Origin of the sequence: Brasilonema sp. UFV-L1 (assembly GCF_012912105.1) — a bacterium.
GTDB lineage: Bacteria > Cyanobacteriota > Cyanobacteriia > Cyanobacteriales > Nostocaceae > Brasilonema.
Window position 1 is genome coordinate 1 of the sequence record NZ_QMEA01000135.1, and the last position, 25,442, is coordinate 25,442.

Here is a 25,442-nt window from a genome sequence, read left to right on the forward strand (position 1 = left end):
CAACGCCGACTTTAACACCATCACCAACGCCGACTTTAACACCATCACCAACGCCAACTTTAACACCATCACCAACGCCAACTTTAACACCATCACCAACGCCAACTTTAACACCATCACCAACGCCAACGTCACCAATACAAAATCAGCCACCAATACAAAATCAGCCACCAATACAAAATCAGCCACCAATACGACAGCCAGCATCAGAACTGTTACCCGTTAGATCAACCCGTAGCTATATTGGGATCGGTGCAAATATTGGATTCAGTGGCGGTGATACTGCTTTAGCTGAAAGTGCCTTTACTATCTTTAGCAAAATTGGTTTAACAAAAAACTTTTCTTTTCGTCCTGCTGCTATACTTAGCGATAATGCTGTGTTTCTTCTGCCCGTAACATTTGACTTTCCAATTCAACCAGTCACAGAGTTTGAAGAACAACAAATCAATTTTATTCCTTACGTTGGCGTAGGAGCAGCAATTTCCACAAGTGAAGATAGTACCGTCGGCTTTCTTGTGACTGGCGGTGTAGACGTGCCCTTATCAACTGAATTTACCGCCACTGCTGGTCTAAACGTTGGTTTCCTTGAGGAAACTGATGTCGGGCTAGTGCTCGGTATTGGTTACAATTTCTAAGTACAGATTTGCATAAGTTCATAGCGAATTGACAAAGAAATTCCTTCATGACTACTTATTCCGCCAAGGAACTTGGCGGATTACTAGTTTGTGAGTTCAAATTGTTAAAGCGCTTTGTACAAACTTGAGGATTGAACTTGGGCACGACATTTACAGTTTCTAACCCCAATCATGAGGAACTTCTTGGAATAGTTCTAGAATAGTCTGTGCATTGTGATTTAGCTTAGATTTCAGACAAGGCAACACAAAACCATGCGTATCTCACTGAAATGGTTGCAAGAACTAGTTGAATTGAAACTTAGCCCAGAAGAACTAGCAGAAACACTGACACTAGCTGGGTTTGAGGTAGAAGATATTGAAGATCGCCGTACTTGGGCGGAGGGCGTTGTTGTGGGGAAAGTGCTGGAAAGACAAGCCCACCCCAATGCTGACAAGTTAAGTGTTTGCCAAGTCGATATCGGTACGGATGAAACTTTAAATATCGTTTGTGGTGCTTCTAATGTCCGGGCGGATATTTATGTGCCAGTAGCAACTATAGGTACTTACTTACCAAACATTGATTTAAAAATAAAACCCGCGAAACTACGAGGAGTTCCATCACAGGGAATGATTTGTTCCCTCAAGGAACTAGGTTTACCTAGTGATGTAGACGGAATTCATATTTTTCCTCAAGAGAACTTGGCACTCGGTAGCGATGTGCGTCCATTGTTAGGTTTGGATGATGTGATTTTAGATGTCACTGCAACTGCTAACCGGGCTGATGCCTTAAGTATCGTTGGTATTGCACGGGAAGTCTCAGCTTTGACTGGAGGAAAGCTAACGCTTCCCCAACCAGGTGAAGTTTCGATTTCTCAAGGTGGGTTTCATCTAACTTTAAAAATCGCTGATACACAAGCTTGCCCAGCATACATTGCCACGGTGATTGATAAAGTAAAAATTACATCATCACCTGAGTGGCTGCAACAACGCTTGCGTTCTGCTGGAGTGCGACCTATCAATAATATCGTAGATATCACTAACTACGTGATGTTGGAATGGGGACAACCATTACACGCTTTTGACGCTAATCGTTTACAATCTGTTGCTGGAAGTGACAATCTCGCGATCGGTGTCCGCTTCGCCAATGCTGGGGAAACTCTCAAAACTCTAGATGGACAAACTCGCACCCTAACAACGCAAAATTTGCTCATTACTACTAATGATAAACCTGTTGTCATCGCAGGAGTTATGGGTGGCGAGGAAACCGAAGTGCATGATGGAACTCAAAACCTGGTTTTAGAAGCAGCGTTATTTGATTCAGTTGCGATTCGCCGTTCTTCCCGTAGCGTCGGTTTAAGAAGCGAGTCTTCTGGAAGATACGAACGAGGAGTCAACCGCGCTGAGTTGGAAGTCGCAACTCGTCGTGCATTATCGCTGATCAGTGAACTGTCTGGAGGAGTTATAATACATCAAGAAATTAATGACTCTCGTCCTGAGCGTTCTACTTGGTCGCGTACGATTGAATTACGCTTAGATCGAGTGAACCAGGTTCTCGGACCAATCGATTTGGAAGAGGAAACAGGAGAAATTCAAGGTGAAGATGTTGAACGCATCCTCACTGCACTCGGATGTCAGGTGACTCCTCTAGATGAGAAGAAATGGACAGTTTGTGTACCTCCCTATCGTTACCGCGACTTAGAACGGGAAATAGACTTAGTTGAAGAAATTGCTCGTCTCTACGGTTATGATCGTTTTTGTGACACTCTCCCAGATAAGGCAGAAGCAGGTTATTTGCCTCTTGAGCAAGAACTGGTACGCAAGTTACGAGCTTTATTGCGAGCAGAAGGATTGACAGAATTAATGCACTATTCCTTGGTGAAACCAGGGGAAGATAGACAAATTGTCCTAGCAAATCCATTATTTGTTGAATATTCGGCTTTGCGAACTGACTTGATATCAGGATTGATTGATGCATTTCAATACAATTTAGAACAAGGTAATGGTTCGCTCAACGGTTTTGAAATTGGACGAATTTTCTGGCAAGAAGAAGAAGGTTTGCAAGAAACAGACGCGATTGCTGGTATTATGGGAGGTGATATCTCCTCCAGCAAGTGGATAAGAAGCGATCGCTCGCAACCAATGACTTGGTTTGAAGCCAAAGGTGTTTTAGAAAGTGTATTTAAACAGTTTTGCTTGCATGTAGAATATCAACCAGATTGCAGAGATTCCCGCTTGCACCCAGGACGTACAGCTTCTCTATGGGTACAAGGTAACAGACTGGGTGTTTTGGGGCAACTGCATCCCCAACTGCGACAAGAAAAAGGTTTACCAGATTCAGTCTACGTGTTCCAGTTGGATTTAGATGTGCTTTTGGATTGTCTGGATGAAGATGAAATCTTAGTACCGCAATTTCATTCTTACTCCACTTATCCAGCAGCAGACCGAGATATTGCTTTCTTTGCACCTGTTAAAGTGAGTGTTGCCGAAATTGAAAAAGCTATAACCAAAGCAGGCAAAGAATTGCTGGAGTCTGTGGAATTGTTTGATGAATATCGGGGAGAGAATGTTCCTCAAGGACAGCGGAGTTTGGCATTTCGTTTGATTTATCGGAGTGGCGATCGCACTCTTACTGATACCGAAGTTGAACCAGTACACAATAAAGTCCGTGAAGCTTTAGTAGAGAAATTCGGTGTGACTTTGAGGAGTTAAGCCATCACAAAGAAGAGTGAAAAATAAAGAAATTCTTTCCTCTTCTTCCTTCTTTGTTGAATTTTGATTTTTGAAAATTTTGAATTGGTATGGAATTATGCCTAAATATGTCATGTGGGGAAGTTACTGCGAAGATGTTCTGGAAAAGCGCGCCCCTTACCGTCAAGCGCATCTAGATGGACTCGCAAAACAGAAAGAATCTGGTGTGTTAATAACTATTGGTCCTACGGTAGATGTCACTCAAGTGTTTGGCATTTATGAAGCCGAAAACGAGGCGATCGTACGCCAGTTAGTTGAAGCTGATCCTTATTGGCAAAATGGTATCTGGACTGAATATTCTGTCAAAGAGTGGATTCAAGCATTTTGAAAAAAAGGTACGGTAATTATGAAAGCATTTTCATGCAGAAGAAACTTTCTATTGTTTAGACTGGAGAAAAGCTGAAAGAAAAAAAACTGGAACAACTTCGACTTTTATCCAGTCGTTTGATGAGTTGAAAAGGTGAGCTTATGAACAAAATTTTGAAACGTACACTCATGCCTGGCCTATTGGCTGCAAGTTTAGCTGGTGTTAGTTTAGTTCCAGCTCAACCGGCGTCTGCTGATGACAAGGTTCTGGAAGATGCGGCTATTGGAGCTGGTGTTGGTGCTGTATCAGGCGTCATTAGAGGACGTAACGTGATCAACGGTGCCATTAAGGGTGCTGGTGCTGGTGCTGCTGTCAATGGTGCTAATGGTCTTAGAGGTACCCGCAGAGAAAGAGCAAAGCGTAACATCATTCAAGATGCTGGAGTCGGTGCAGCTGCTGGAGCAGCAACCGATGGTATTACTAACAGTGGTAAAGACACCCTTGGTAGTGCAGCCGAAGGCGCAGCAACAGGTTTAATTATCAATACCATCAGGAAAAAATAATTCGTAATTTCTCAGTGGTAACCTAGTTACGAATTATCAATCACAGCTTTCCCTAGCACAGCTAGGGATTACTTTTTTTCTGGTATCAATAGGTAGTCTTATGGCAGCTAAAGGAGTCATACCATTCGACTACCGCCCAATTTCCCAGAAGTATAGTCCTTATTAATGTTTTTTCAATGTTTATTTTTATATTTGAACATTGTTTAGCAAATTAGATATTATATTCTCGTATTTTCTCTTGACCCTGTCAACCTTTCCCAGGTACTATAAATCTTCCGTCCTGTGTAAATAACTGGACGAAACCATTAGCATCTTGAGCAATCCAAAAAAGTTACTTTCAATACACATATGGCTGTGAGTAACCACGAACAAGTTGGCAGAGGTTTAACTCTTTTAAATCAAGGCTTATACCCATATGTAAAAAAAGAGATGCAAAAAGTCTATGGTGAGCGCTGGCTAACAATTGCCCAATCATATATGTCTGATGATTCAACCATCAAACCGAACTCAGAAGACGCTTTACGTGACGATGTTTTTGCTTTATTAGAAAGCATAATCGAGCAGTGGAGGCAAGTCTTCAGCAAAAAATTAACTTACGCTGAGCGCGCTTTAGTGAGTGAACTCATTGAAACGACTAACATTTGGGTGCATCAATCTCGCTTTTCAACTGAGGACACTTATCGCGCTTTCGACACAATGACTCGACTTCTCAAAGCGATCTCTGCACCTGAAGCAAATCTTGTAGAACAGTACAAACAAAAAATCTTAGGAATACTTTCCTCGAAACTTGCCGAAAAAGTCCAAAACACAGAAGAATTAGCTGAAATTATTAAACAACAAAGTTTTCAGAATACAACTCTATTGCGCCGTGCGCTTACACACCGTTCCTATGTCCATGAAAACCCACAAGAAGGAGAACACAACGAACGCCTGGAGTTTCTAGGTGATGCTTTGTTGACTTTTTTAAGTGGCGAATACCTTTATCGTCGTTACCCAGAAAAAGAAGAAGATGAACTAACTCGTCGGCGTTCTGCACTAGTAGATGAAAAGCAACTGGCAAAGTTTGCAACTGAGGTTGGCTTGGACTCCAGAATGCGCTTAGGTAGAGGTGCAACTTTAGAAGGAGGTTACCAAAATCCCAATTTACTAAGTAGCGCCTTTGAAGCAGTCATTGCTGCTTACTACATAGACAACAATTATGATATTGAAGCAGTGCGTGCTGTTGTAGAACCGCTATTTAATTCTGTTCCTGAGAGGATTGTGGAGATTCGCTCAAATGTAGATCCGCAAAATCGGTTTCAAGAATGGGTGCAACGCAACATCACTCAAACACCGCCTAAGTATATCACAGTTCAAGTAGGTGGTTCTTCTCACGCTCCAGAGTTTGTCGCTAAAGTCTTTGTGGGAGACAAAGAGTACGGAGAAGGCAAAGGACGCAGTAAGAAAGATGCTAAGAGGGCTGCGGCGGAAGATGCATTAACTAGGATAAATAAATAACAGTCATACAAATTTTTACTATAACAAATCATTAAAAAGTCTATGGCAACAGTAGAAATACGCGGTGTCTGGCTAACTCTAACAGATAGCAAAGTTTTCCATTCTCAACAAAACATTGCCGAAGCGATGGACTTTCTTGCCGAGACTGGATTTAATGTGGTTTTCCCTGTTGTCTGGAATAAGGGCGCTACAATGTATCCTAGTCAATTGATGCGGCAAACTTTTGATATGGAAATAAACCCGCAATTTGTCGGACGCGATCCCTTGGCAGAAGTTGTGACTGAGGCGCGGCGAGTTGGGTTAAAAGTCATTCCTTGGTTTGAATATGGATTCGCCAGTTCTTACAATTTAAACGGTGGAGCATTACTAGCAAAAAAGCCTGAATGGGCTGCCCGTGATCGTCAGGGCAATTTGCTCAAAAAAAACGGCTTCGAGTGGTTGAATGCCCTTAATCTAGAAGTTCAAAATTTTTTGTTAAATCTAGTATTGGAAGTTGTAAAAAATTACGATGTAGACGGTATTCAAGGTGATGATCGCTTGCCTGCATTGCCAAGCGAAGGTGGGTATGATTCAGGAACTGTGGAACTCTATCATCAGCAGTTTGGTGAAAATCCGCCGAAAAACTTTCAGGAGAAAAGATGGTTGCAGTGGCGTGCTGATATTCTCACAGAATTTCTTGCGCGCCTTTATCAAGCAGTCAAAACGATAAATTCCAATCTGCTCATATCAATAACTCCTAATATCCATGACTGGGCATACAAAGAATATCTACAAGACTCACCCACTTGGCTCAAACGAGGACTTGTAGATGTTATCCATCCTCAAGTCTATCGTCGTGATTTCTTCACTTATAAAAGTATTATTGATAAATTGGTAAACGAGCAATTCACTGATGCTACACTATCGAAGTTAGCACCAGGAATTTTGATGAAAATTGCTTCTTATCGAATAAGTTCAAAAGAATTGTTGCAGGCTATTGAGTATAACCGTACTTGTGGCATTTCAGGAGAAGTTTTCTTTTTTTACGAAGGGTTACGAGAAGAAAATAACATTTTAGCTGAGGTATTGCGCAAAGGTCCTTATGCACAGTCTGCTACGTTTCCTTCTTTATCTGATTTAAATCAAAGTACAATGATCAAGAAAGTATTTTCTGTTGGGCAGCAGTTACTGAGGTTTTTAATAAATCTTGTTTAGGAGGTAATGCGTGAAATATAAATTACAGATAGAAAAAGATATTGAAACTCTTAAAAGAGATTTACCAACTCTTTTTGAAAAGGATATTTCATACGAAATTTACACGCGGGATATCTACTTTCAAGACCCAGTTAACAAATTTAAGGGCAAATTGAACTATCGGATTATTTTTTGGACTTTGCGATTTCACGCACAGCTCTTTTTTACAAAAATCTACTTTGACTTACATAATGTATCTCAGTCAGATAAAGACATAATTTTAGCTGAGTGGACAGTTCGCGGTACTTTGCGCGTTCCTTGGAAAGCTAAAGTCTTTTTCAACGGCTACTCAACTTACAAACTCAATGAAGAGGGTTTCATTTACGAGCACATCGACACTTGGGACCGCCAACCGGGAGAGATTTTGCAGCAGTTCTTTCGTCAGGGATGAGACAGAAATTATTCAAAATTCAAAATCATTGATAACCACTCTTACTAAAGTCTTTAACTTTTTTCAGGAAGAGTTGCAATTTTCTTTTAATTCACTTTATTTTTCTCAAAGCAATTTTAAAAAATTCATGAACATTGTCCGACTCTCGTACCATTTTCCGTAATTTCCTGCTAAATAGAACAATGAGTTGAATAAAGATGAGATGGTACGACTTTAAGGAGAATCAACAATGGGACTTAGCGAAGGTTTGTTAGACGCGAATAAAAAGAATATGGTCGTAGCTGACTGCACGAAGTTGCTAGACACGCAAGTTGCTTCAATGCAAGGGGTTTCCGGTCTTGCGATGAAAGCAGGCTACACTGCTATAAAGGGGCTTGCGCCTAGTTATTGTGCTGAGGCGATCGCGACACTGCTCCCGGAATCCTTCGCTGCACTCGATCCAATTTGGAATGAGGGTGTACAGACGGGTGATCCGGTGACACATTTGACCGAGAACCGCGATCGCTCAGCCGACGCAATACTCAGCGTTACCGACGCAAGAATTGAGAAAAGCAAAAATCAGACTGTGCGAGGTGTATATAACAAACTGCGCAACTCAGCGAAAAAACACGTAGAAGAGGCGGTACCAGGCTTAGCTAAGATCATCGATAACTATACTAAAAGCTAATCGCAAACTCGATAGTTATCAACGGAGAAACTAGCGACGTTGATAAGTTCATCAGTTTGAGGTGTCTGACACAATCAATCAGACGAAGCTAAAATGAATAATGAATATAAAATTCATTATTCATTTTAGACATATACTCGTATGTTTGAAACTCAAGCACCCTCAGCCCAAGCAGCAAGAAAGCCCAGTCGTCAGTTACCACCAGGGCCACGAGGATATTTATTCTTCAGCCTCCCAGAAATCCAGCGAAATATTCTCGACTACCTCACTCATGTGTGGCGTCAACATGGAGATTTGGTGCGCCTACCGATTATGCCAGGTTATGATTTTTACCTTGCTGCCCATGTCAATCATGCAGAACACATGCTATCGACCCACCAAGAACGCTACGGAAAGCCAGATTTGTTTAAAAAGTCAATGGGTTTAATGGTGGTGGGTCAAAGTATTTTGACAAGCGAAGGAGATTTTTGGTTAAAAAATCGCCGCTTAATGCAACCCGCATTTCATCAAAAGCAGCTAGAAAATCTCAGTTGTTTGATGGTGAGTTGTACCGAATCTTTTCTTGAGGAATGGGAGAAAAAACCAGAGGGCGAAGTCATTGACATTGCGGCCCAAATGAATCGCCTCACCTTAAAAATTGTGGGGTTAGCTTTGTTCAGTGTGGATATTAGTGTCGAGTCTAGCGTTCTGGGTAAAGCTTTTCGAGCAGCCTTTGGGTATGTTGGCTATAAAATGAATAACGTGTGGACAGAACCTCTATGGATACCAACACCCCGTAATCTTCGCTTCCGTCAAGCAAAGCAAATTCTAGATACAGCAGTTCTGGATATTATCAATTCTCGCCGTCAACATCCAACGAACACCCATGATCTGCTATCCATGCTGCTAGCTGCACAGGATGAAGTCACTCGCTTCGCGAGAATTCAAAATTATCAATTCAAAATTCAAAATTAAAGACCCACGGACGCCAGGTGCGGGACTGTCGGGGAACTCTAGCCGAGCACTGGCTCATAAATCCGAGGGCTTGGAACAAGGACGCCTTGTACCGCACTTCGTGCCGCTAGCCCCTTTTAGGGGCGCTGCGCAAACGCTAACGTGCTGCGCATCTCAGTACAATTCTTTTCTATCAGTGGGCTTGTGTCCCACAACTAAAGTTTTAAAATAATTTCTTATTTTTGAACTTTGAATTTTGAATTTTGAATTGTTTTGTCATCCAGAGTTTTGGGAAAAGCCAGACCAGTTTGATCCAGATCACTTCTTACCAGAAAAGGTGAATCAACGACCGAAATTTGCTTATTTCCCGTTTGGTGCTGGTCAAAGAATCTGTATTGGCAAGAGCTTTGCCTTGATGGAAGCCAATATTATTTTAGCGGCTATCGCCCAACGTTTTCACATTGAATTAGCCCCCAACCAATCCGTCGAACCAGACGCTACTTTCACCTTGCGCCCGAAATATGGCATTAAAGTTAAAGTGCGCAAAAGACATTAATCTATTATGCAAAGACTAGATGCAGCAAAAAGAGAAGCAATTTTGAATGCAGCGAAACAGCGTCTTTACAAATACGGAATTCAAAAAACGACGATGCAGGAAATCGCGAAAGATGCAGGAATAGCCGTGGGGACGCTGTACTTATATTTTAAAAACAAAAACGAGATCTTAATTGCAACTGCTCAAGCGTATGCCCAGAAACATTTAGCAGATACCGAGGTGATTTTAAAGTCGCAAATCTCACCCAGTGAAAAACTCAAGGCTTATCTGATTAACCGCTTCCGTTCTGTCCAAGAAAGCCGCTTGGGTGGATCTCATGCTGCTGAAGTTGCTCGCACCGTGATTCGACTGAATCCACAGTTGCAGGAAGAACAAGGTCATTGGGTTAGGAACAATGTGTTGAAAATTTTACAGGAGGGTATTGAGGCAAATTTTTTTCAGAGCGATGATTTAGAGCAGGATGTGGAGGTATTTTTATACTCTATTGGTTACTTTTTTCCACTTGCCACCACAGAAAAGTATTATGAACCTGAAGAGGAAAAGCTGTGTATGGTTGTTGATTGGTTTCTCAAACAATGGTGTTGCAAGTAAATTTTGGAATCAAAAATCACAGATAAATACGGTTGACAACAAAATATCTGAATACTAGCATAATACTAAATCGGTACAATCATCTTAAAAACCTGGTTTTTGCTTGATATGCCGAGTTTAAGTGAGTTCAACTCAAACTAACCTGGTTTTTACCCTAATGAGTGACTTATGTACCGATACTCTACATTGTTGTAATATTCTGTTGTAATATTTTCGGTGCAGTAACGCTGTGACTATTCAATGTTTAATGTTTTAATTGGTTCAGATCCAGGTTGTTGCACCATCAACTCAGACATGAATTCAGGTAAAGATGCTTGTTCTGTCTCGCTTTGGGAATCAGCAGCAGGCAGCCAGTTAATGAATAGCAATGGTAGGAGTCTGCTGAGGTTAGCAATAATAACCAACAGCCACAAAGCATTAAAGTTAGTTTCGGTAATTCCCAGCCAATACATCAGCACCGCCCCGAATTGGTAAGAAACGATTCCTCCCAAGTTGTAAACTGACATTAACAGGGCAAATAAAGTCGCTTCCACTCCAGGCGGACAAAGCTTCGCCCCTAATACTAAAACTGGCAGAAAAGCTATTCGTCCCATCACAGTCAAAATCAGGCTATCACCAAGACTAAACCAGTGGTCGTCTATGCCTAAAGCGCGGTTAGTATGAGTGACCAATATTAGCATGGTCATTCCTAATACTGCTGAAAGGACGGTAGTCCAAGCAAAAATGACACGAAATGGAACGGTTTTAAGAAAACGTTGAAAAATCCAAACACCAACAAGGGCAGCAATGCTTGTCACCAAGTGTACACGTCCAAGAAATTCTGGTTCAAAGTGCAGTTCGTTGGTTGTGAAGAAGAAAAAAGCTGATTCAGCTGTTGGTGTAGCATGCAAAAGGAAGATAAATGCTGTTGGCAACCAAATGGCTTTTTGAGTAACGGCTGCGCGTAGTTGTTGCAGTTGATGCCTAATTGACACAAAATTTGAATCATCATTAACGCTTGCGTCTTTGCTGACAGGTACCTCAGCAATCAACCAAGCGGTACCAGATACCAGAAGCGGGAATGAAGCAGTAATCCAAAAGATAGTCCGGGTGGTGAAAAGCTCTAAGAGTACACCGCTGAGGTAAGCTGTGATCAATCCTCCTAAGGCTGAACTAACCCAGCATAGAGATTGGAGAGAACCAGCTCGTGCTTGTGACTCAGTTCTTACCTTTGCAACAACTATTGAGTCAACAATAACATCACTGCCAGCCACAGACAGAGAAGTTAATGCAAGCGCTATCGTAGCGGCTATGGGCGTGTGAACTATTGTTGCCAGACTCGCCCAAGCAATTGTTCCCAGCATCCCAGACAAAATTAGGTATGGACGCCGTCGGTAACCACATATAGGCAAGCCATCGGAAATTAAACCATACAGTGTCTTGAGTGTCCAGGGTAGAAAAACTATGCCGAATAAAGCTGAAGCTTGAGCTGGAGTGAGTCCCAACTCATCTTTCAAGAAAAAGCTGACGGCAAGGCGCGCTAACCCCAGAATGCCTTGAACAAAGTAAACAGTAAGAATTGCGAATAACTCGGCAGTGGGTTCATTACCGAAAAAAACTTTTTCCCTGACTGAATTTTTGACCTTGGACAAGCCAGAGGAGGAAATCAGCATTGATAAACAATTTTTAAGATTTATCTACATTCACATATCATATCTATTTTTTCTTAATGGAAGTGTAGGGATTGTATCACTCGCTCATAATCGCTGTTTCAATATGGCTCTAAGTTCATTCTGCTCTTGAGCAGTTCCAGCAAGCAAGATACCGATTTTTCCAACCAGAATAGTGCCCCAGTTGACTATCACAATACCCGTATTGCTTTGAGAGTTGAATTCAATATCACGGAAATCAAGGTTTTCGAGTGAGCAATACTGCGTCTTGAAGCTTTCGCAACTCCAACAGGAGATATTGAGCTTTTTGGCAATACCTGTGGGGTATGATGCACCGTTAAAGCGTGGATTACACTCGATCGCCAGATAACGCGTCTTATGTGTTCCATCTTTGACGACTGCAACATCAAAAGCAAAGATTTCTTTCATACCACGTTGCACTATCCACTCAGCTATTGGTTCAACTGTTTCCCAAGGTTGATGGATACTGGGATAGCAATTGCCGATATGAGCGTAACCATTGAGAATTTGAGAAGTGACGGCAAGACGTTGAAGTTTTGAAGCTTCAACACAGTATTGCATATTTAAAAAAGAGGAAGCTCCAACTTCCTCTTGAATTTGCAAAGGTATTTCATCGGGAAATGTTTTCAGAATTTCAGAAAGCTGTTGTTGATTTTCACATCGACTAATCCCAACACCATTAACGGAAATCGCAGCTTTAAAATAGCACGGGTAAGGAAATTTAGAGAAGTCTTTGATATCAGTCTTATTTTCAAAACAAAACGTTAGAGGAACGCTGACTCCAAGTTCTTGTGCTAGTTGTACAAAGTTATTCTTGGAGTTTATAAATTTAACCACCTTCAACCAGTCGGAATCTACTAAACGAAACCAATCTTCATCACAATCAACTTTGCTTGTAGCATTGCCAAAAAAGAAAACGGAAACATCATAGTTAGGATAGTCTTTCAAAACTCTCAGAGAAACATCCCAAATGACATTTTTGCTATGGCTTAAACCTATCCGTTCATAGTGTTCGCTAATAATATTCCATTGCGACTTCAAATCTGGACGTAACTGAATAATATCCTCTGGTTCAGTCAAACCTAGCACCCTACCAGAATAAAGATGATTGCCTACTAAGCGCTCATCGGTGCAGACCATAATGTCGTGGTTGAAAATTTTATGGCGAGTCACTTGATTAATAGTCTTAATGAATAGTCTTGTCTAGTTAACTGAAAACTGATGAGAAATTGCATATTCTTTCCTTATACTCTCATCAGAGCAAAATATAAAAAATCTATCTTAAGATAGATACTATAGAAAATCTCAATTAATCATAACCATCAATAGATGTAGAAAAACAATTGACAGATTATTTGCAAAATTTTTGTGTAACTATTAAGTGAATCTAAAAGCTAATGACCCAAAGCTATCACCGCATTTTGCCCTCCAAAGCCAAAGCTAAAACACAATACGCGCTGGATTTTACTTTGACGTGACTTTTTCACCAAATCTAAATCAAATTCAGGATGATTCAAACCAACACAAGGTGGTAAAATCTGATGCTTCAATGCCATTAAAGAAAAAGCAAGACCCAAAGCTCCTGATGCTCCTAATGTATGACCTGTCGCCCCTTTTGTAGAACTGACTGCTACGTTTTGGGAAAATAATCGCTGTATCACAAGGCTCTCAATACAGTCATTGAGTTGCGTAGCGGTACCATGAGCATGAATGTAATCAATATCATTGGCACTCAAGTGACTGCGTTCTAGACATTGTTTGACTGCGGCGATCGCACTTTTGGCTTCTGGTTCTGGCACATTTGCATGATAGGCGTCCGCTGTCAAGCCAAAACCAAGAATTTGTCCATACACTTTTGAGCGACGCTGCTGTGCTAGCTGGGCTGATTCCAAAACAAAGACTGCGCCTCCTTCTCCCAAAACCAAGCCTTCCCGACGAACATCAAAAGGATAAGCTCCTGTTTTCGCTAAAGCTCCCATTTGCCCAAACCCAGTGATAGTCAAGGGCGTAATCGGTGCTTCTACTGCACCAGCAATCACTCGCTGACATTGCCCAGTTTGGATAAGATTTGCCGCTTGTGCGATCGCCCAAATTCCAGTTGCACAAGCCGCCATTGGTGCCAAAACAACTCCACAAGCACCAATTTGCCGTGCTGCTGCAATCGTATTCATATGAGGGAGAGTCTCTAACCAATCCTCTATGGAGTGACGGAGGTAGGGAGTGAGATATTCAAAATTTTGAATTTTGATCGCTGTGCGGGACGCAGTCCATTTTGATCGCTGTGCGGGACGCAGTCCATTTTGAATTGATATATCTCCCACTTCCCAATACATCTGTTGCGCCATCTGCTCCCATAATCCTTGATAGCTGCGACTCGAACCAATCACAACTCCGCAATCTGGCAAAGGTGGACATAATCCTGCATCTTTCAAAGCGTATCTAACAACCAACTGAGTCAGTACTTTCATCTGTGCTGGTTGTTCTTCAATCATTCCTAAGGGAAGTGGTTCAAGTTCTGGAAATGGTTGATGGTATGTAATTCCAGATTCACCTGCTATTAATTTTTGCCAACTTTCCTCTAGGTTTTTGCCTAAAGCGGAAACTAAACCAATACCAGTGACAACAACTGCTACCAATTTCGTGGTGTAAAAAATATGTGATTTAGGAAACATAAGGACGATGGGGAAGATGGTGAAGTTATCACCCTCATCTCCCTCATCTCCCTTATTGCTACTTACTACTGTCCGGTGTTTTTCAGATTTTCTGCACCTTGTGTGACTTTAGCAGAGTCAATGCGATCGCCTTGCTGAATCTTGTTGACAACATCCATACCATTGGTTACGTAACCAAAAACAGCATAGTCACCATCTAAGAAACCTAAATCTGCTAAAGCGAAGTAAAACTGTGAGGAAGCAGAGTCTGGCATTTGCGATCGCGCCATAGCGACTGCACCCAACTTGTGCTGTAATACAGGCGGCTTATCTACACCAGCTGTTTTGAGTGTTTTGCTATAAATTGGTTCCTGGGAGCCTTTTGCCTTAATCTCTAGGGGTACGTATCGAATTTTTCCAGTTTTTGGGTCACTAAAGCTTCCTGTTCCCAACCGACTTGCTGGAACTTTCGGATCTTTACTTTGGGGATCGCCTCCTTGAACAACAAACGGTTGAGGTTGGCGTACAACTCTATGGAAAACTAAGCCATCGTATACACCCCTTTGGACTAAATCAACAAAGTTACCAGCAGTGATTGGGGCATTACTACCGTCTACTTCGATGGTAATGGGTGAACCTTTAACGGTCATAATCACCGTTGCTTTTCCTTCAAGTCTTGGTAAATCTTTCATTCCAGGAATACTCTCGTTTGTACTTTCAGATACAGAAGCGACTTCTGTAGTTGCTGTGTTAGCCGTATTAGTCGTATTAGCGCTTGTCTCGCCGGTTGAATTGTTGCTTGCTTCGGTAACTGCAGATGTTGGAGAAGAATTAGAAACAACTTGCTGTGTGGAACAGCCTCCCAACATCAACGCACCGACAATGATGAGAGCTACAAAAAATTGAGGAATTTTTAACCACATTGTCAAGTTACAGATACAACCACAGTATCTTAGCCTCAAAGTCCTTCTAAGGGCACATCTAAAAAGCGAGCTAACTGGGCACCTTGAACTTCCAATTCTTGTAATGACAAAGGTTGACCTACTCGTGTTAGGGGAATGTCTCGGCGACCTTTAACACGTAGGTAAAGTTCGCGACGAGGGTTAAGACCTTCTTTCACCTCAACTCGCACAGATTGTACATCTTCTGTACTACATTCAATTTTAATACGCCGGTTTTTACCAGGATATCCCCAGCGGAAAATTGTCACAGTGCTATTTTCTCGGTTAAACTCGTTGTATCCGCCTCCTACATCCCATAGAACCGTTAGCCACAAGTATAGGGCTAGGAGTAAGCCAGCTGAACCGTACAACCCCATAACCAAACCTTGCGGGACGAAGATAAGTTGAGTGGGGTCAGAAACGATGAGTAAATTGATTTTGAGATAGCTGGAAATACCAGCGAGCAAGAAGCCGGTGGCTCCCAAAGAAACAATCGTTGCCCACCAGTAGTTACTGAACCGACGAGAACCGAGAACCTTTTGATACAAGACGCTTGAAGTAGATTGATCGCCGTTAGGTGACTCACCTGTGTTAATGGTTGTTGATGTCATGCTTATTAGATACCAAAATATAGGGATTTTTTGACATTGGTAACGTTTACTTGTTCAAGTCGTCTGGGGTTGGGTCACAACGATTGAAAAATCTGCCAGCCTCCGGAAAAATCGCCCATGTATAAATACTCATTTTTTTGAAAAAATCTACGTTTGGGCGATTTTTCCGCGCCCCGCATTGTCCCCTAAAATTTTGGCAGCCCTTCGGGTTCACCAGTCGCCTCAACGGGGGGAACCCCCGCACGGCGCTGGATTCACCTTATTACTACGAGTACTCGTCTTGTCCCACCGATCAACAAAACAAAGGCTGCCAAAATTTTTACGTGTAAGACCCCGCCCAGATCGTTGGCGCGCTCACCAACCAATTAGTAATGAGGCTGGCAGATTTTTCCGGTTTTAATGAAGCGGTAGTCGGATGACTCCGATTCACTTCCGTTTTACTGCGGTTTGTTAACTACCCGTCATTAGAACTACCTTGGTGTGTAAGATATTCCCATTACAAAGTCTGCCATTCGAGCAGATGTATTGCAAGTTTAGCGAATCCCTTCCAACTCTTCCTTCTACCTTGTGCTTTTCTTTAAATTTTTTAAGTTTTCTGAGAAAAGTTGTGTCAGATTGTAAAAATTCTGATATTCATAGTAAATAGTAGGTTCGTGTTTTATACCTGATTTCTTCTTGTAAATCAGGCACAAACCAAACCTGATATGATAAGTTAAAAATCATTAAGCTTCCCCAAGCTGGATCACCAACTAGTGGAAGTGTTTGTGGCATGCATATGAGAAATGCTGTCTGACTAGGCAGCAGAAAGTCATGATGCCAGTTGTTTTCTAGCAACTGTTAAGTGTCACACAAAAGTTAATTCCTCAAAAACTTGCAATTTTAGTAAAAAAGAGGATTTTAGTCCGATGACCATCGCAGTTGGACGCGCCCCCGCCAGAAGAGGGTGGTTTGACGTTCTTGACGACTGGTTAAAGCGAGACCGATTTGTGTTTGTAGGTTGGTCAGGGATACTACTGTTCCCCTGTGCTTTCCTCGCACTAGGCGGTTGGCTAACCGGTACAACATTCGTCACCTCTTGGTACACCCACGGGATAGCATCATCTTACCTGGAAGGATGTAACTTCCTAACAGTAGCAGTATCGACCCCAGCAGATGCAATGGGACACTCGTTGTTGCTGTTGTGGGGACCAGAAGCACAAGGGGATTTAACCCGTTGGTTCCAATTGGGAGGCTTGTGGCCATTTGTAGCACTGCACGGAGCATTTGGGCTAATCGGTTTCATGCTGCGTCAATTTGAAATCGCTCGGCTAGTAGGGATTCGTCCTTACAATGCGATCGCCTTCTCTGCTCCAATCGCAGTCTTCGTTTCAGTCTTCTTGATGTACCCATTGGGACAATCAAGCTGGTTCTTTGCACCCAGCTTTGGAGTGGCAGCAATCTTCCGCTTCTTGCTGTTCTTGCAAGGATTCCACAACTGGACGCTCAACCCATTCCATATGATGGGAGTAGCAGGAGTGCTAGGTGGAGCGCTGTTGTGTGCGATCCACGGTGCAACAGTAGAAAACACCTTGTTTGAAGACGGTGATGCAGCGAACACCTTCCGTGCCTTCAACCCGACACAAGCAGAAGAAACCTACTCAATGGTAACGGCAAACAGATTCTGGTCACAGATATTTGGAATTGCCTTCTCGAACAAACGCTGGTTACACTTCTTCATGTTGTTTGTGCCAGTCACAGGGTTGTGGATGAGTGCAGTTGGAATAGTCGGTTTAGCACTCAACCTGCGGGCTTACGACTTCGTGTCGCAAGAATTGCGGGCAGCAGAAGACCCAGAGTTTGAAACATTCTATACCAAGAACATTTTGCTCAACGAGGGTATCCGCGCTTGGATGGCTCCTGCTGATCAACCTCACGAAAAATTTGTATTCCCTGAAGAGGTACTACCACGTGGTAACGCTCTCTAATAGATCAACAATGGTAACTGGTCGTGACCAAGACTCCACCGGCTTTGCTTGGTGGGCTGGTAACGCCCGTCTTATTAACCTATCCGGTAAACTACTGGGCGCTCACGTTGCCCATGCTGGCTTGATTGTATTTTGGGCTGGAGCGATGACCTTGTTTGAAGTCGCTCACTTCATTCCCGAAAAGCCCGTATACGAGCAGGGCTGCATCCTAATACCTCACCTCGCTACCTTAGGATGGGGTGTAGGTCCTGGTGGTGAAATTGTTGACACCTTCCCCTATTTTGTTGTTGGTGTACTGCACCTGATCTCATCAGCTGTACTCGGTTTTGGCGGTATCTATCACGCTATCCGTGGTCCAGAAACCTTAGAAGAATACTCCTCTTTCTTTGGTTACGACTGGAAAGACAAGAACAAGATGACCACTATCATTGGGTTCCACCTGATCATCTTGGGATGCGGTGCCCTACTGTTAGTGCTGAAGGCAATGTTCTTCGGCGGTGTCTACGATACTTGGGCACCAGGTGGTGGTGATGTTCGTGTCATTACCAACCCAACACTTAACCCAGCGGTTATCTTCGGTTATTTGGTGAATTCTCCATTCGGCGGAGAAGGCTGGCTCGTTGGCGTCGATAACATGGAAGATGTTATCGGCGGTCACATTTGGGTTGGTCTGATTTGTATTTCTGGTGGTATTTTCCACATCCTCACCAAGCCTTTTGGCTGGGCACGTCGCGCTCTCATCTGGTCAGGTGAAGCTTACCTGTCCTACAGCTTGGCTGCTGTATCCCTGATGGCTTTCGTTGCTTCCTGCTTCGTCTGGTTTAACAACACTGTTTATCCCAGCGAATTTTACGGACCAACAAACGCTGAAGCTTCCCAAGCCCAGTCTTTCATCTTCTTGGTGCGTGACCAGAAGCTTGGAGCTAACGTTGCTTCTGCCCAAGGCCCTACTGGTTTGGGTAAATACCTCATGCGCTCCCCCAGTGGTGAAATCATCTTTGGTGGTGAAACCATGCGCTTCTGGGATTTCCGTGGTCCTTGGCTTGAGCCTCTACGCGGTCCCAACGGTCTTGACTTAGACAAGATCAAGAACGACGTTCAGCCTTGGCAAATTCGTCGTGCGGCTGAGTACATGACCCATGCTCCCAACGGTTCAATCAACTCTGTGGGTGGCGTGATCACCGAGCCTAACTCCTTCAACTACGTTAACCCCCGTGCTTGGTTAGCAACCTCTCACTTCGTATTGGCATTCTTCTTCCTCATTGGTCACTGGTGGCATGCTGGTCGTGCTCGTGCAGCAGCTGGTGGTTTTGAGAAGGGAATTGACCGTGAAACTGAGCCAGTCATGTTCATGAAGGAACTTGACTAACAGGTTTGTTTTATCACTGACAATCACTTAACTTGAAGGCTCCTGTGTTAATGCGGGAGCTTTTTCTTATGTCTTGTGATGGCGATTTCATGATCAGGACTTACGCAACTGTCACAGGCGATAAGCCGGAGGCTTTAGCTTGTGCGTATCGCCAGCAGGAGCTATACCAAAGACATGGCAATAGCAGGACGTTTGAGTTGTTGAATTAAATAGTTTGAGAGTAATCCGTTACTAGACGGTTTCTCTTTAAAGGACAGTAGTAATACTTGCCTAGAGCCTCAATATATTGCATCAAGTTATTAGTGGCATACCAACTATCCATTAATACTGTATCAAAAGGCAATAGCTTATGATACACAATACCTTGAAGCATATCTTCCACAATGAAGTACAGTACTAAGGTCTAAAAAGCAGATAGCTCTTTTTACTCCTGAATCCTGACTTCTGACTCAGGAATTGCTAAAGTGCCCTCAAATACTTCAACCAATCTCTGCCTTTGAGTAAACAAGTGGGCGACAAAGCTCTTGAAGCTACTACCCTTAACAATATTGGCAAAGTCTACGACGATTTAGGAGATAAACAAAATGCCCTCAAATACTTCAACCAATCTCTGCCTTTGAGTAAACAAGTGGGCGACAAAGCTCTTGAAGCTATAATCCTCAACAATATTGGCGGTGTCTACTCCAATTTAGGAGATAAACAAAGTGCCCTCAAATACTTCAACTCTTCTCTGCCTTTGAGTAAACAAGTGGGCGACAAAGCCGGGGAAGCTGCTACCCTCAACAATATTGGCTTAGTCTACTCCGATTTAGGAGATAAACAAAGTGCCTTCAAATACTACAACTCTTCTTTGGCTTTGAGTAAACAAGTGGGCGACAAAGCCAGGGAAGCTGCTACCCTCAACAATATTGGCTTAGTCTACTCCGATTTAGGAGATAAACAAAATGCCCTCAAATACTACAACTCTTCTTTGGCTTTGAGTAAACAAGTAGGCGACAAAGCAGGAGAAGCTAATACCCTCAGCAATATTGGCAGTGTCTACTTCAAGTTAGGAGACAAGCACAGTGCCCTCAAATACTACAATTCTTCTTTGGCTTTGAGAAAAGAAGTGGGCGACAAAGCCGGGGAAGCTGCTACCGTCAACAATATTGGCTTAGTCTACGACGATTTAGGAGACAAGCACAGTGCCCTCAAATACTTCAACTCTTCTTTGGCTTTGAGTAAACAAGTGGGCGACAAAGCAGGAGAAGCTACTACCCTTGGTAACATCGCTCTCCTAGAACGCGATCGCGGTAACTTGCAAGCAGCACGCACCAATGTAGAAGCCGCAATCAAAATTATTGAAGAATTACGCACCAAAATCGACAGGCAAGAACTCCGCACTTCTTACTTTGCCACAGTAACGGGTTACTATAAATTCTACATCGACCTGCTGATGGAACAGCACAAAAAAGACCCATCCCAAGGATACGATGCATTAGCCCTACACATCAGCGAACGCTCCCGCGCTAGAAGTCTGATAGAACTATTAACCTCAGCAAATGCTAAAATTCTCAAAGGCGCAAACTCAGAACTCATACAACAGGAACGCAACTTACTACAGCAAATTGATGCCAGAGAGACACTGCGGCAAAATTTAGAAAATTCACCAAAGAAAAACGACCTCATCACCAAAGCATCTATTCAAAGACACACCACAGAAATCGAAAATCTCTTCAGCCAATACCGGGAAGTGCAAGCCAAAATCCGTACCACTAGCCCAGAATATGCAAAACTGACAAACCCAAACCCCGAAAAGGACATTCTCAAATTACCGCAAATCCAACAACAACTTGATAAAGACACTCTGCTATTGCAATATTCTTTGGGTAAAGAACGCAGTTATTTGTGGGCAGTCACTCCCACCTCTATGCAAGTTTACACCCTCCCCGCACAAAAAGAGATAGAAAAAGTTGCACAAGGATTCCATACAGATTTGCCGCAAGCAACAGCTACTGACTTAGCCATTAAGAGCGCAAAACAACTCAGTCAACTCCTGATCGCACCTGTTGCTGATAAATTACACCGAAAGCGTTTGGTGATTGTTGCCGATGGTGCGCTGCAAACCATTCCCTTTGGGGCATTAGCTGACATCACCTCAAATACAGCGCTCAACTCCGTGGAAAAAACCCCACCCGCGCTACCGCGCACCCTCCCCTTAGCAAGGGGAGGGTTAGGGAGGGGTGTATACCAACCACTGATGATAAACCATGAAATTGTCAATTTACCCTCAGCCTCCACCATCGCCATCCAACGCCAAAAACTCGCCAACCGTCAAAGCGCACCCAAAGCCATAGCCATTCTCGCCGACCCAGTATACAGTGCTACCGATACACGAGTGACAGGTAAACCGGAAAATACTCAACTCGGTTCCGAACTCGAAATTGAACGCTCTGCCCTTAACCGTTCCGCCAAAAGCCTGAAACGCAATGGTTGGAACAGGTTAGGCAACACAGAAATAGAGGCAAAAGGAATTTTAAAACTGATACCACCAGCAACTAGCCTGCAAGCATTGAACTTTGATGCCAATTACGACTGGGCAACCAGCAGCACCCTCAATCAATTCCGTCTTCTGCATTTTGCCACTCACGGGTTTGTCAATCAAGAACAACCAGAGTTATCCGGGATTGTACTGTCATTGGTTGATAAAAAAGGCAAGCCAATCAGAGGACACTTACGCTTGGGAGATTTGTTTAACCAAGACTACCCAGCAGAGTTAATCGTCTTGAGTGCCTGCGAAACCGGACTTGGTAAAAATGTCAACGGTGAAGGTTTAGTGGGGTTGACACGCGGCTTAATGTATGCAGGTGCAGCGCGGGTTATGCTGTCCCTGTGGCAGATTGACGACGAAGGCACATCAGTACTGATGCAGGAATTTTACAAAGAAATGTTGCAGCAAAAGAAAACCCCACCATCCGCGTTACGTGCAGCCCAAAGAAAGTTATGGGAAAACCCAAAATGGCGTAGCCCCTATTACTGGGCAGGTTTCACCGTACAAGGAGAGTGGCGTTAGATACCTCACCCCAGCCCTCTCCTTATAAAGGAGAGGGAGAAAAGCTCTCTAAACCTTTTGGTTAAAAACGACATGGAGAAAGGCAAGTCTCTCTAAACCCTCTCCTTAATAAGGAGAGGGTGCCGTAGGCGGGTGAGGTTTCTTCGCTTGAAACAGACGATATACAAAAACTATCAAACCAACACAAAATACCCATGAAAAACAAACTCCAGAGCAAACAATCAATTGCATTATTTATCGCAGTCACTTTCAGCGCAATTACGTTAAATACTTGGTGGAATGCAAACGCCCAAACCACCGCAAAACCAACTCCACCTAAATATACCAAATTGCAAGATGTGAAGAACTTCAGTATCAAAGGAAACGGCAAAGCCTTTCAACCTGGTAATTTGCAACAGACGAATCAACCAGATAAAGCTGATGATCAAAAATTTAAACGAGGAGTTATTGGTTGGGATGACCGAGTTCCTATGTTAAGCCGACAATATCCTTGGTCAGCAATTGGTAGAGTACAAGGGCTTACCACCGAAGGCAAGGACTATCATTGCACAGGTACATTAATTAGTGAAGATGTCGTTTTAACTAATGCACACTGCGTCATTGACCCTGAAACACGCCAATTGAGTCAAAAAATCTTATTTCTCCCAAATGTTATCAATGGCAAAGTTACAGATGAATCGGATATTGCCCAAGTTCAAAATGTCATTTATGGCACTGATTTCACTGGAACTAAGTTAGAAAATCAAACCAACGACTGGGCAGTTTTGAAACTCAACAAACCTATCGGCTTAAAATATGGATATCTAGGTTGGAAATCTTTCCCTTCATCTACTCTTACTAAAAACCGCAATAAATATATTTTCGTTGGTTATTCTGGTGATTTCCCTAACACAAACAAACAAAACTATCAATTTTTTACCGCAGGTAAAGGATGGACAGCAAGTGTGCAACAAGGTTGCAGCATTGTGGGTGAAGAAAGCAATGTGTTGTTACACGACTGTGATACCACTGGTGGTTCTTCCGGGGGAGCAATTCTTGGCGTCATAGGTAATCAACCTTGCATCATCGGCCTTAATAATGCGGAAATCAAAACTCGTGATGGAAGAACGATAATCAACCTGGGTGTGAAAATTGATTTCTTAGATAGATTGGCAGGAAAATAAGTAGAAAATAAGTAGGGTGGGCATTGCCTAAAGTAGTTGCTCTGCAAAGGTTACAATCTTTTGATATGCAATGCCCACCATGAGTTTAATTTTGTCCACCCACTTATGACTCGATTTATTAGAGGAAAAAAGTGTAGGAAACTCCGTTTTCTAGCCTTTTATCGTAAAGCAAAGTAGTAGTGCAACGCTTGAAGAATAACCGTAAGTCATTTCAACGGTTATCAGTTTCATAACTGAGTTTAACTGAGTCGTTATTATTAGCGATCGCTCCAATATATAAAACTTCCTAATCCCGAAACAGTTATCAGTTTTATAACTGGGTTTAACTGAGTTGTTATTATTGGCGATCGCCCTGAAATATTATGATATTGATAAGAATCCCCACCCTCAAGCCAACCAACGTGAGACTAAGGTGGGGAGGATATCAATTAATAAGCGTCCATCGGTAGACAAGAACAAACAAAATTCCTATCCCCAAAAGCGGCGTCAATACGACCGACACTAGGCCAGAATTTGTGTTCGCGAGTCCAAGGTGCTGGGTAAGCAGCTTGTTGTCGAGAATAAGGATGATTCCATTCTCCGACTATCAGGCTTTCTGCAGTGTGGGGTGCATTCTTCAAGACATTATCTTGAGCATCCATCTTTCCTGATTCAATTTCTGCAATTTCTTGGCGAATAGCAATCATTGCATCACAGAAACGGTCTAACTCTTCTTTAGATTCGCTTTCTGTAGGTTCCACCATGATTGTACCCGCCACAGGCCAGGAAACTGTTGGTGCATGGAAGCCATAATCCATCAGGCGCTTGGCAATATCATCGATTTCGATATTTGCAGATTTTTTGAGCGATGGCGAAGCGCCTCGCAAGCTACGCAAATCCAAAATACACTCATGAGCAACCAAAGCATTTTTCCCTTTATATAAAACAGGATAGTAAGACTCAAGTCTCTTGGCGATGTAGTTTGCGTTAAGAATAGCGACTTTAGTTGCTTGGGTCAAACCATCTGCGCCCATCATGGCAATATACATCCAAGAAATCACAAGAATACTAGCGCTACCCCAAGGCGCAGCGGAAACTGCACCCATCTTCTGTTCACCACCCATTTCAACAACGGCGTGTCCGGGAAGAAAAGGTACTAGATGAGAAGCAACGCCAATCGGTCCCATACCAGGACCACCGCCACCGTGCGGAATACAGAAGGTTTTATGCAAGTTCAAGTGACAGACATCCGCGCCGATATCCCCAGGACGACAAAGCCCCACTTGGGCGTTCATATTCGCCCCATCCATGTAAACTTGTCCGCCGTGAGTATGAACAACAGCACAGATTTCTTGAATTTGCTCCTCAAACACACCGTGAGTTGAGGGATATGTCACCATTAATGCAGCAAGTTCTTTACTATGCTTTTGAGCTTTCGCTTTCAGGTCATCTAAGTCAACATTACCTTCAGCGTCACAAGCAACAGCAACTACCTTCATTCCACACATGACAGCACTTGCAGGGTTTGTTCCATGCGCCGATTGGGGAATCAAGCAAACATTGCGGTGTCCTTCTCCTCGACTTTCGTGATACTCCTTGATGACAAGCAACCCCGTATATTCACCTTGAGATCCAGCATTTGGTTGCAGCGAAATTCCTGCAAATCCTGTGATTTCGGCTAACCATTCCTCTAGCTGCTGGAACAGAATTTGATAACCCTGTGCTTGTGACAATGGTGCAAAAGGATGTATCTTACCAAACTCAGCCCATGTCACAGGTATCATCTCAGATGTTGCATTCAGCTTCATCGTACATGATCCCAAAGGAATCATCGATGTTGTTAAGGATAAATCCTTAGCTTCTAACTTGTGTAGGTAGCGCAACAACTCAGTTTCTGAGTGATAGCGGTTGAAGACGGGGTGAGTAAGATAGCTGGTGGTAC

General features: G+C 43.0%; 21 protein-coding genes and 2 pseudogenes. 16 read left to right on the top strand and 7 right to left on the bottom strand.

All coding sequences use genetic code 11. From position 1 onward, the window contains the following. Window positions 1-137 precede the first annotated feature (137 nt). From DP117_RS27300 to DP117_RS27350, 12 genes and pseudogenes are all read left to right on the top strand, one after another. Complete coding sequence (locus DP117_RS27300; protein ID WP_339381016.1) at window positions 138-635, top strand: hypothetical protein; 498 nt, start codon at window positions 138-140, stop codon at window positions 633-635. 252 nt (window positions 636-887) lie between these two features. Beyond that, window positions 888-3,323, top strand: a complete 2,436-nt coding sequence (gene pheT / locus DP117_RS27305; RefSeq protein ID WP_169221346.1) for a phenylalanine--tRNA ligase subunit beta — start codon at window positions 888-890, stop codon at window positions 3,321-3,323. Between the two features lie 97 nt (window positions 3,324-3,420). Continuing rightward, entirely contained in the window at window positions 3,421-3,690 is a 270-nt protein-coding gene (locus DP117_RS27310) for a YciI family protein (protein WP_169221347.1), read from the top strand. A 140-nt stretch (window positions 3,691-3,830) separates the two neighbouring features. Further along, a complete protein-coding gene (locus tag DP117_RS27315; protein WP_169221348.1) occupies window positions 3,831-4,232 on the top strand; it encodes a hypothetical protein in 402 nt (133 codons plus the stop codon). A gap of 348 nt (window positions 4,233-4,580) precedes the next feature. Continuing rightward, a pseudogene (locus DP117_RS37070) lies at window positions 4,581-4,943 on the top strand (Swt1 family HEPN domain-containing protein); the annotation flags it as partial. 114 nt (window positions 4,944-5,057) lie between these two features. Continuing rightward, on the top strand, window positions 5,058-5,729 hold the full coding sequence (rnc, locus tag DP117_RS36580; protein WP_339381017.1) for a ribonuclease III: 672 nt from the start codon (window positions 5,058-5,060) through the stop codon (window positions 5,727-5,729). 42 nt (window positions 5,730-5,771) lie between these two features. Continuing rightward, window positions 5,772-6,923, top strand: a complete 1,152-nt coding sequence (locus tag DP117_RS27325) for a family 10 glycosylhydrolase (RefSeq protein ID WP_169221350.1) — start codon at window positions 5,772-5,774, stop codon at window positions 6,921-6,923. A 10-nt stretch (window positions 6,924-6,933) separates the two neighbouring features. Next, window positions 6,934-7,353 (top strand): DUF2358 domain-containing protein, encoded by a 420-nt coding sequence (locus DP117_RS27330; RefSeq protein WP_169221351.1) that lies wholly within the window; start codon window positions 6,934-6,936, stop codon window positions 7,351-7,353. Window positions 7,354-7,582: 229 nt separating this feature from the next. After that, entirely contained in the window at window positions 7,583-8,020 is a 438-nt protein-coding gene (locus DP117_RS27335; RefSeq protein WP_169221352.1) for a hypothetical protein, read from the top strand. Window positions 8,021-8,161: 141 nt separating this feature from the next. After that, window positions 8,162-8,974, top strand: a complete 813-nt coding sequence (locus DP117_RS27340) for a cytochrome P450 (protein WP_169221353.1) — start codon at window positions 8,162-8,164, stop codon at window positions 8,972-8,974. Between the two features lie 235 nt (window positions 8,975-9,209). Continuing rightward, on the top strand, window positions 9,210-9,509 hold the full coding sequence (locus DP117_RS27345; RefSeq protein WP_211176378.1) for a cytochrome P450: 300 nt from the start codon (window positions 9,210-9,212) through the stop codon (window positions 9,507-9,509). Between the two features lie 6 nt (window positions 9,510-9,515). After that, window positions 9,516-10,100 carry a TetR/AcrR family transcriptional regulator gene (locus DP117_RS27350; RefSeq protein ID WP_169221354.1) on the top strand — a complete coding sequence of 195 codons (585 nt, stop codon included), beginning with the start codon at window positions 9,516-9,518 and terminating at the stop codon, window positions 10,098-10,100. 233 nt (window positions 10,101-10,333) lie between these two features. On the opposite strand, the gene DP117_RS27355 is transcribed toward DP117_RS27350, so the two are convergent. The 5 genes from DP117_RS27355 to DP117_RS27375 form a co-directional block, all read right to left on the bottom strand. Next, the gene (locus DP117_RS27355) at window positions 10,334-11,752 is read right to left on the bottom strand and encodes a folate/biopterin family MFS transporter (protein ID WP_169221355.1); all 1,419 of its coding nucleotides are present in this window, start codon (window positions 11,750-11,752) and stop codon (window positions 10,334-10,336) included. Between the two features lie 84 nt (window positions 11,753-11,836). After that, a complete protein-coding gene (locus DP117_RS27360; RefSeq protein ID WP_211176379.1) occupies window positions 11,837-12,943 on the bottom strand; it encodes a hypothetical protein in 1,107 nt (368 codons plus the stop codon). 221 nt (window positions 12,944-13,164) lie between these two features. Beyond that, window positions 13,165-14,406 (bottom strand): beta-ketoacyl-ACP synthase, encoded by a 1,242-nt coding sequence (locus DP117_RS27365; RefSeq protein WP_169221365.1) that lies wholly within the window; start codon window positions 14,404-14,406, stop codon window positions 13,165-13,167. A 101-nt stretch (window positions 14,407-14,507) separates the two neighbouring features. After that, window positions 14,508-15,344, bottom strand: a complete 837-nt coding sequence (locus tag DP117_RS27370; RefSeq protein WP_169221356.1) for a peptidylprolyl isomerase — start codon at window positions 15,342-15,344, stop codon at window positions 14,508-14,510. Window positions 15,345-15,379: 35 nt separating this feature from the next. Beyond that, a complete protein-coding gene (locus tag DP117_RS27375) occupies window positions 15,380-15,973 on the bottom strand; it encodes a photosystem I assembly protein Ycf4 (RefSeq protein ID WP_169221357.1) in 594 nt (197 codons plus the stop codon). Window positions 15,974-16,878: 905 nt separating this feature from the next. Between DP117_RS27375 and psbD the strand changes: the two genes are divergently transcribed. Beyond that, entirely contained in the window at window positions 16,879-17,937 is a 1,059-nt protein-coding gene (gene psbD, locus DP117_RS27380; RefSeq protein ID WP_169221358.1) for a photosystem II D2 protein (photosystem q(a) protein), read from the top strand. Then, entirely contained in the window at window positions 17,921-19,306 is a 1,386-nt protein-coding gene (gene psbC / locus DP117_RS27385) for a photosystem II reaction center protein CP43 (protein ID WP_169221359.1), read from the top strand. Before psbD ends, psbC begins: the two co-directional genes overlap by 17 nt. A gap of 223 nt (window positions 19,307-19,529) precedes the next feature. Here the strand turns inward: psbC and DP117_RS36585 are convergent. Continuing rightward, a pseudogene (locus tag DP117_RS36585) lies at window positions 19,530-19,688 on the bottom strand (transposase); the annotation flags it as partial. 126 nt (window positions 19,689-19,814) lie between these two features. Here DP117_RS36585 and DP117_RS27390 point away from each other — a divergent pair. Both DP117_RS27390 and DP117_RS27395 read left to right on the top strand, forming a co-directional pair. Then, window positions 19,815-22,358, top strand: a complete 2,544-nt coding sequence (locus tag DP117_RS27390; protein ID WP_211176381.1) for a CHAT domain-containing tetratricopeptide repeat protein — start codon at window positions 19,815-19,817, stop codon at window positions 22,356-22,358. Between the two features lie 194 nt (window positions 22,359-22,552). Beyond that, entirely contained in the window at window positions 22,553-23,521 is a 969-nt protein-coding gene (locus tag DP117_RS27395; RefSeq protein ID WP_169221361.1) for a trypsin-like serine protease, read from the top strand. 428 nt (window positions 23,522-23,949) lie between these two features. Here DP117_RS27395 and gcvP read toward each other — a convergent pair. Beyond that, window positions 23,950-25,442: aminomethyl-transferring glycine dehydrogenase (gene gcvP, locus DP117_RS27400; protein ID WP_169221362.1), on the bottom strand; the 1,493-nt coding region annotated here is incomplete at its 5' end.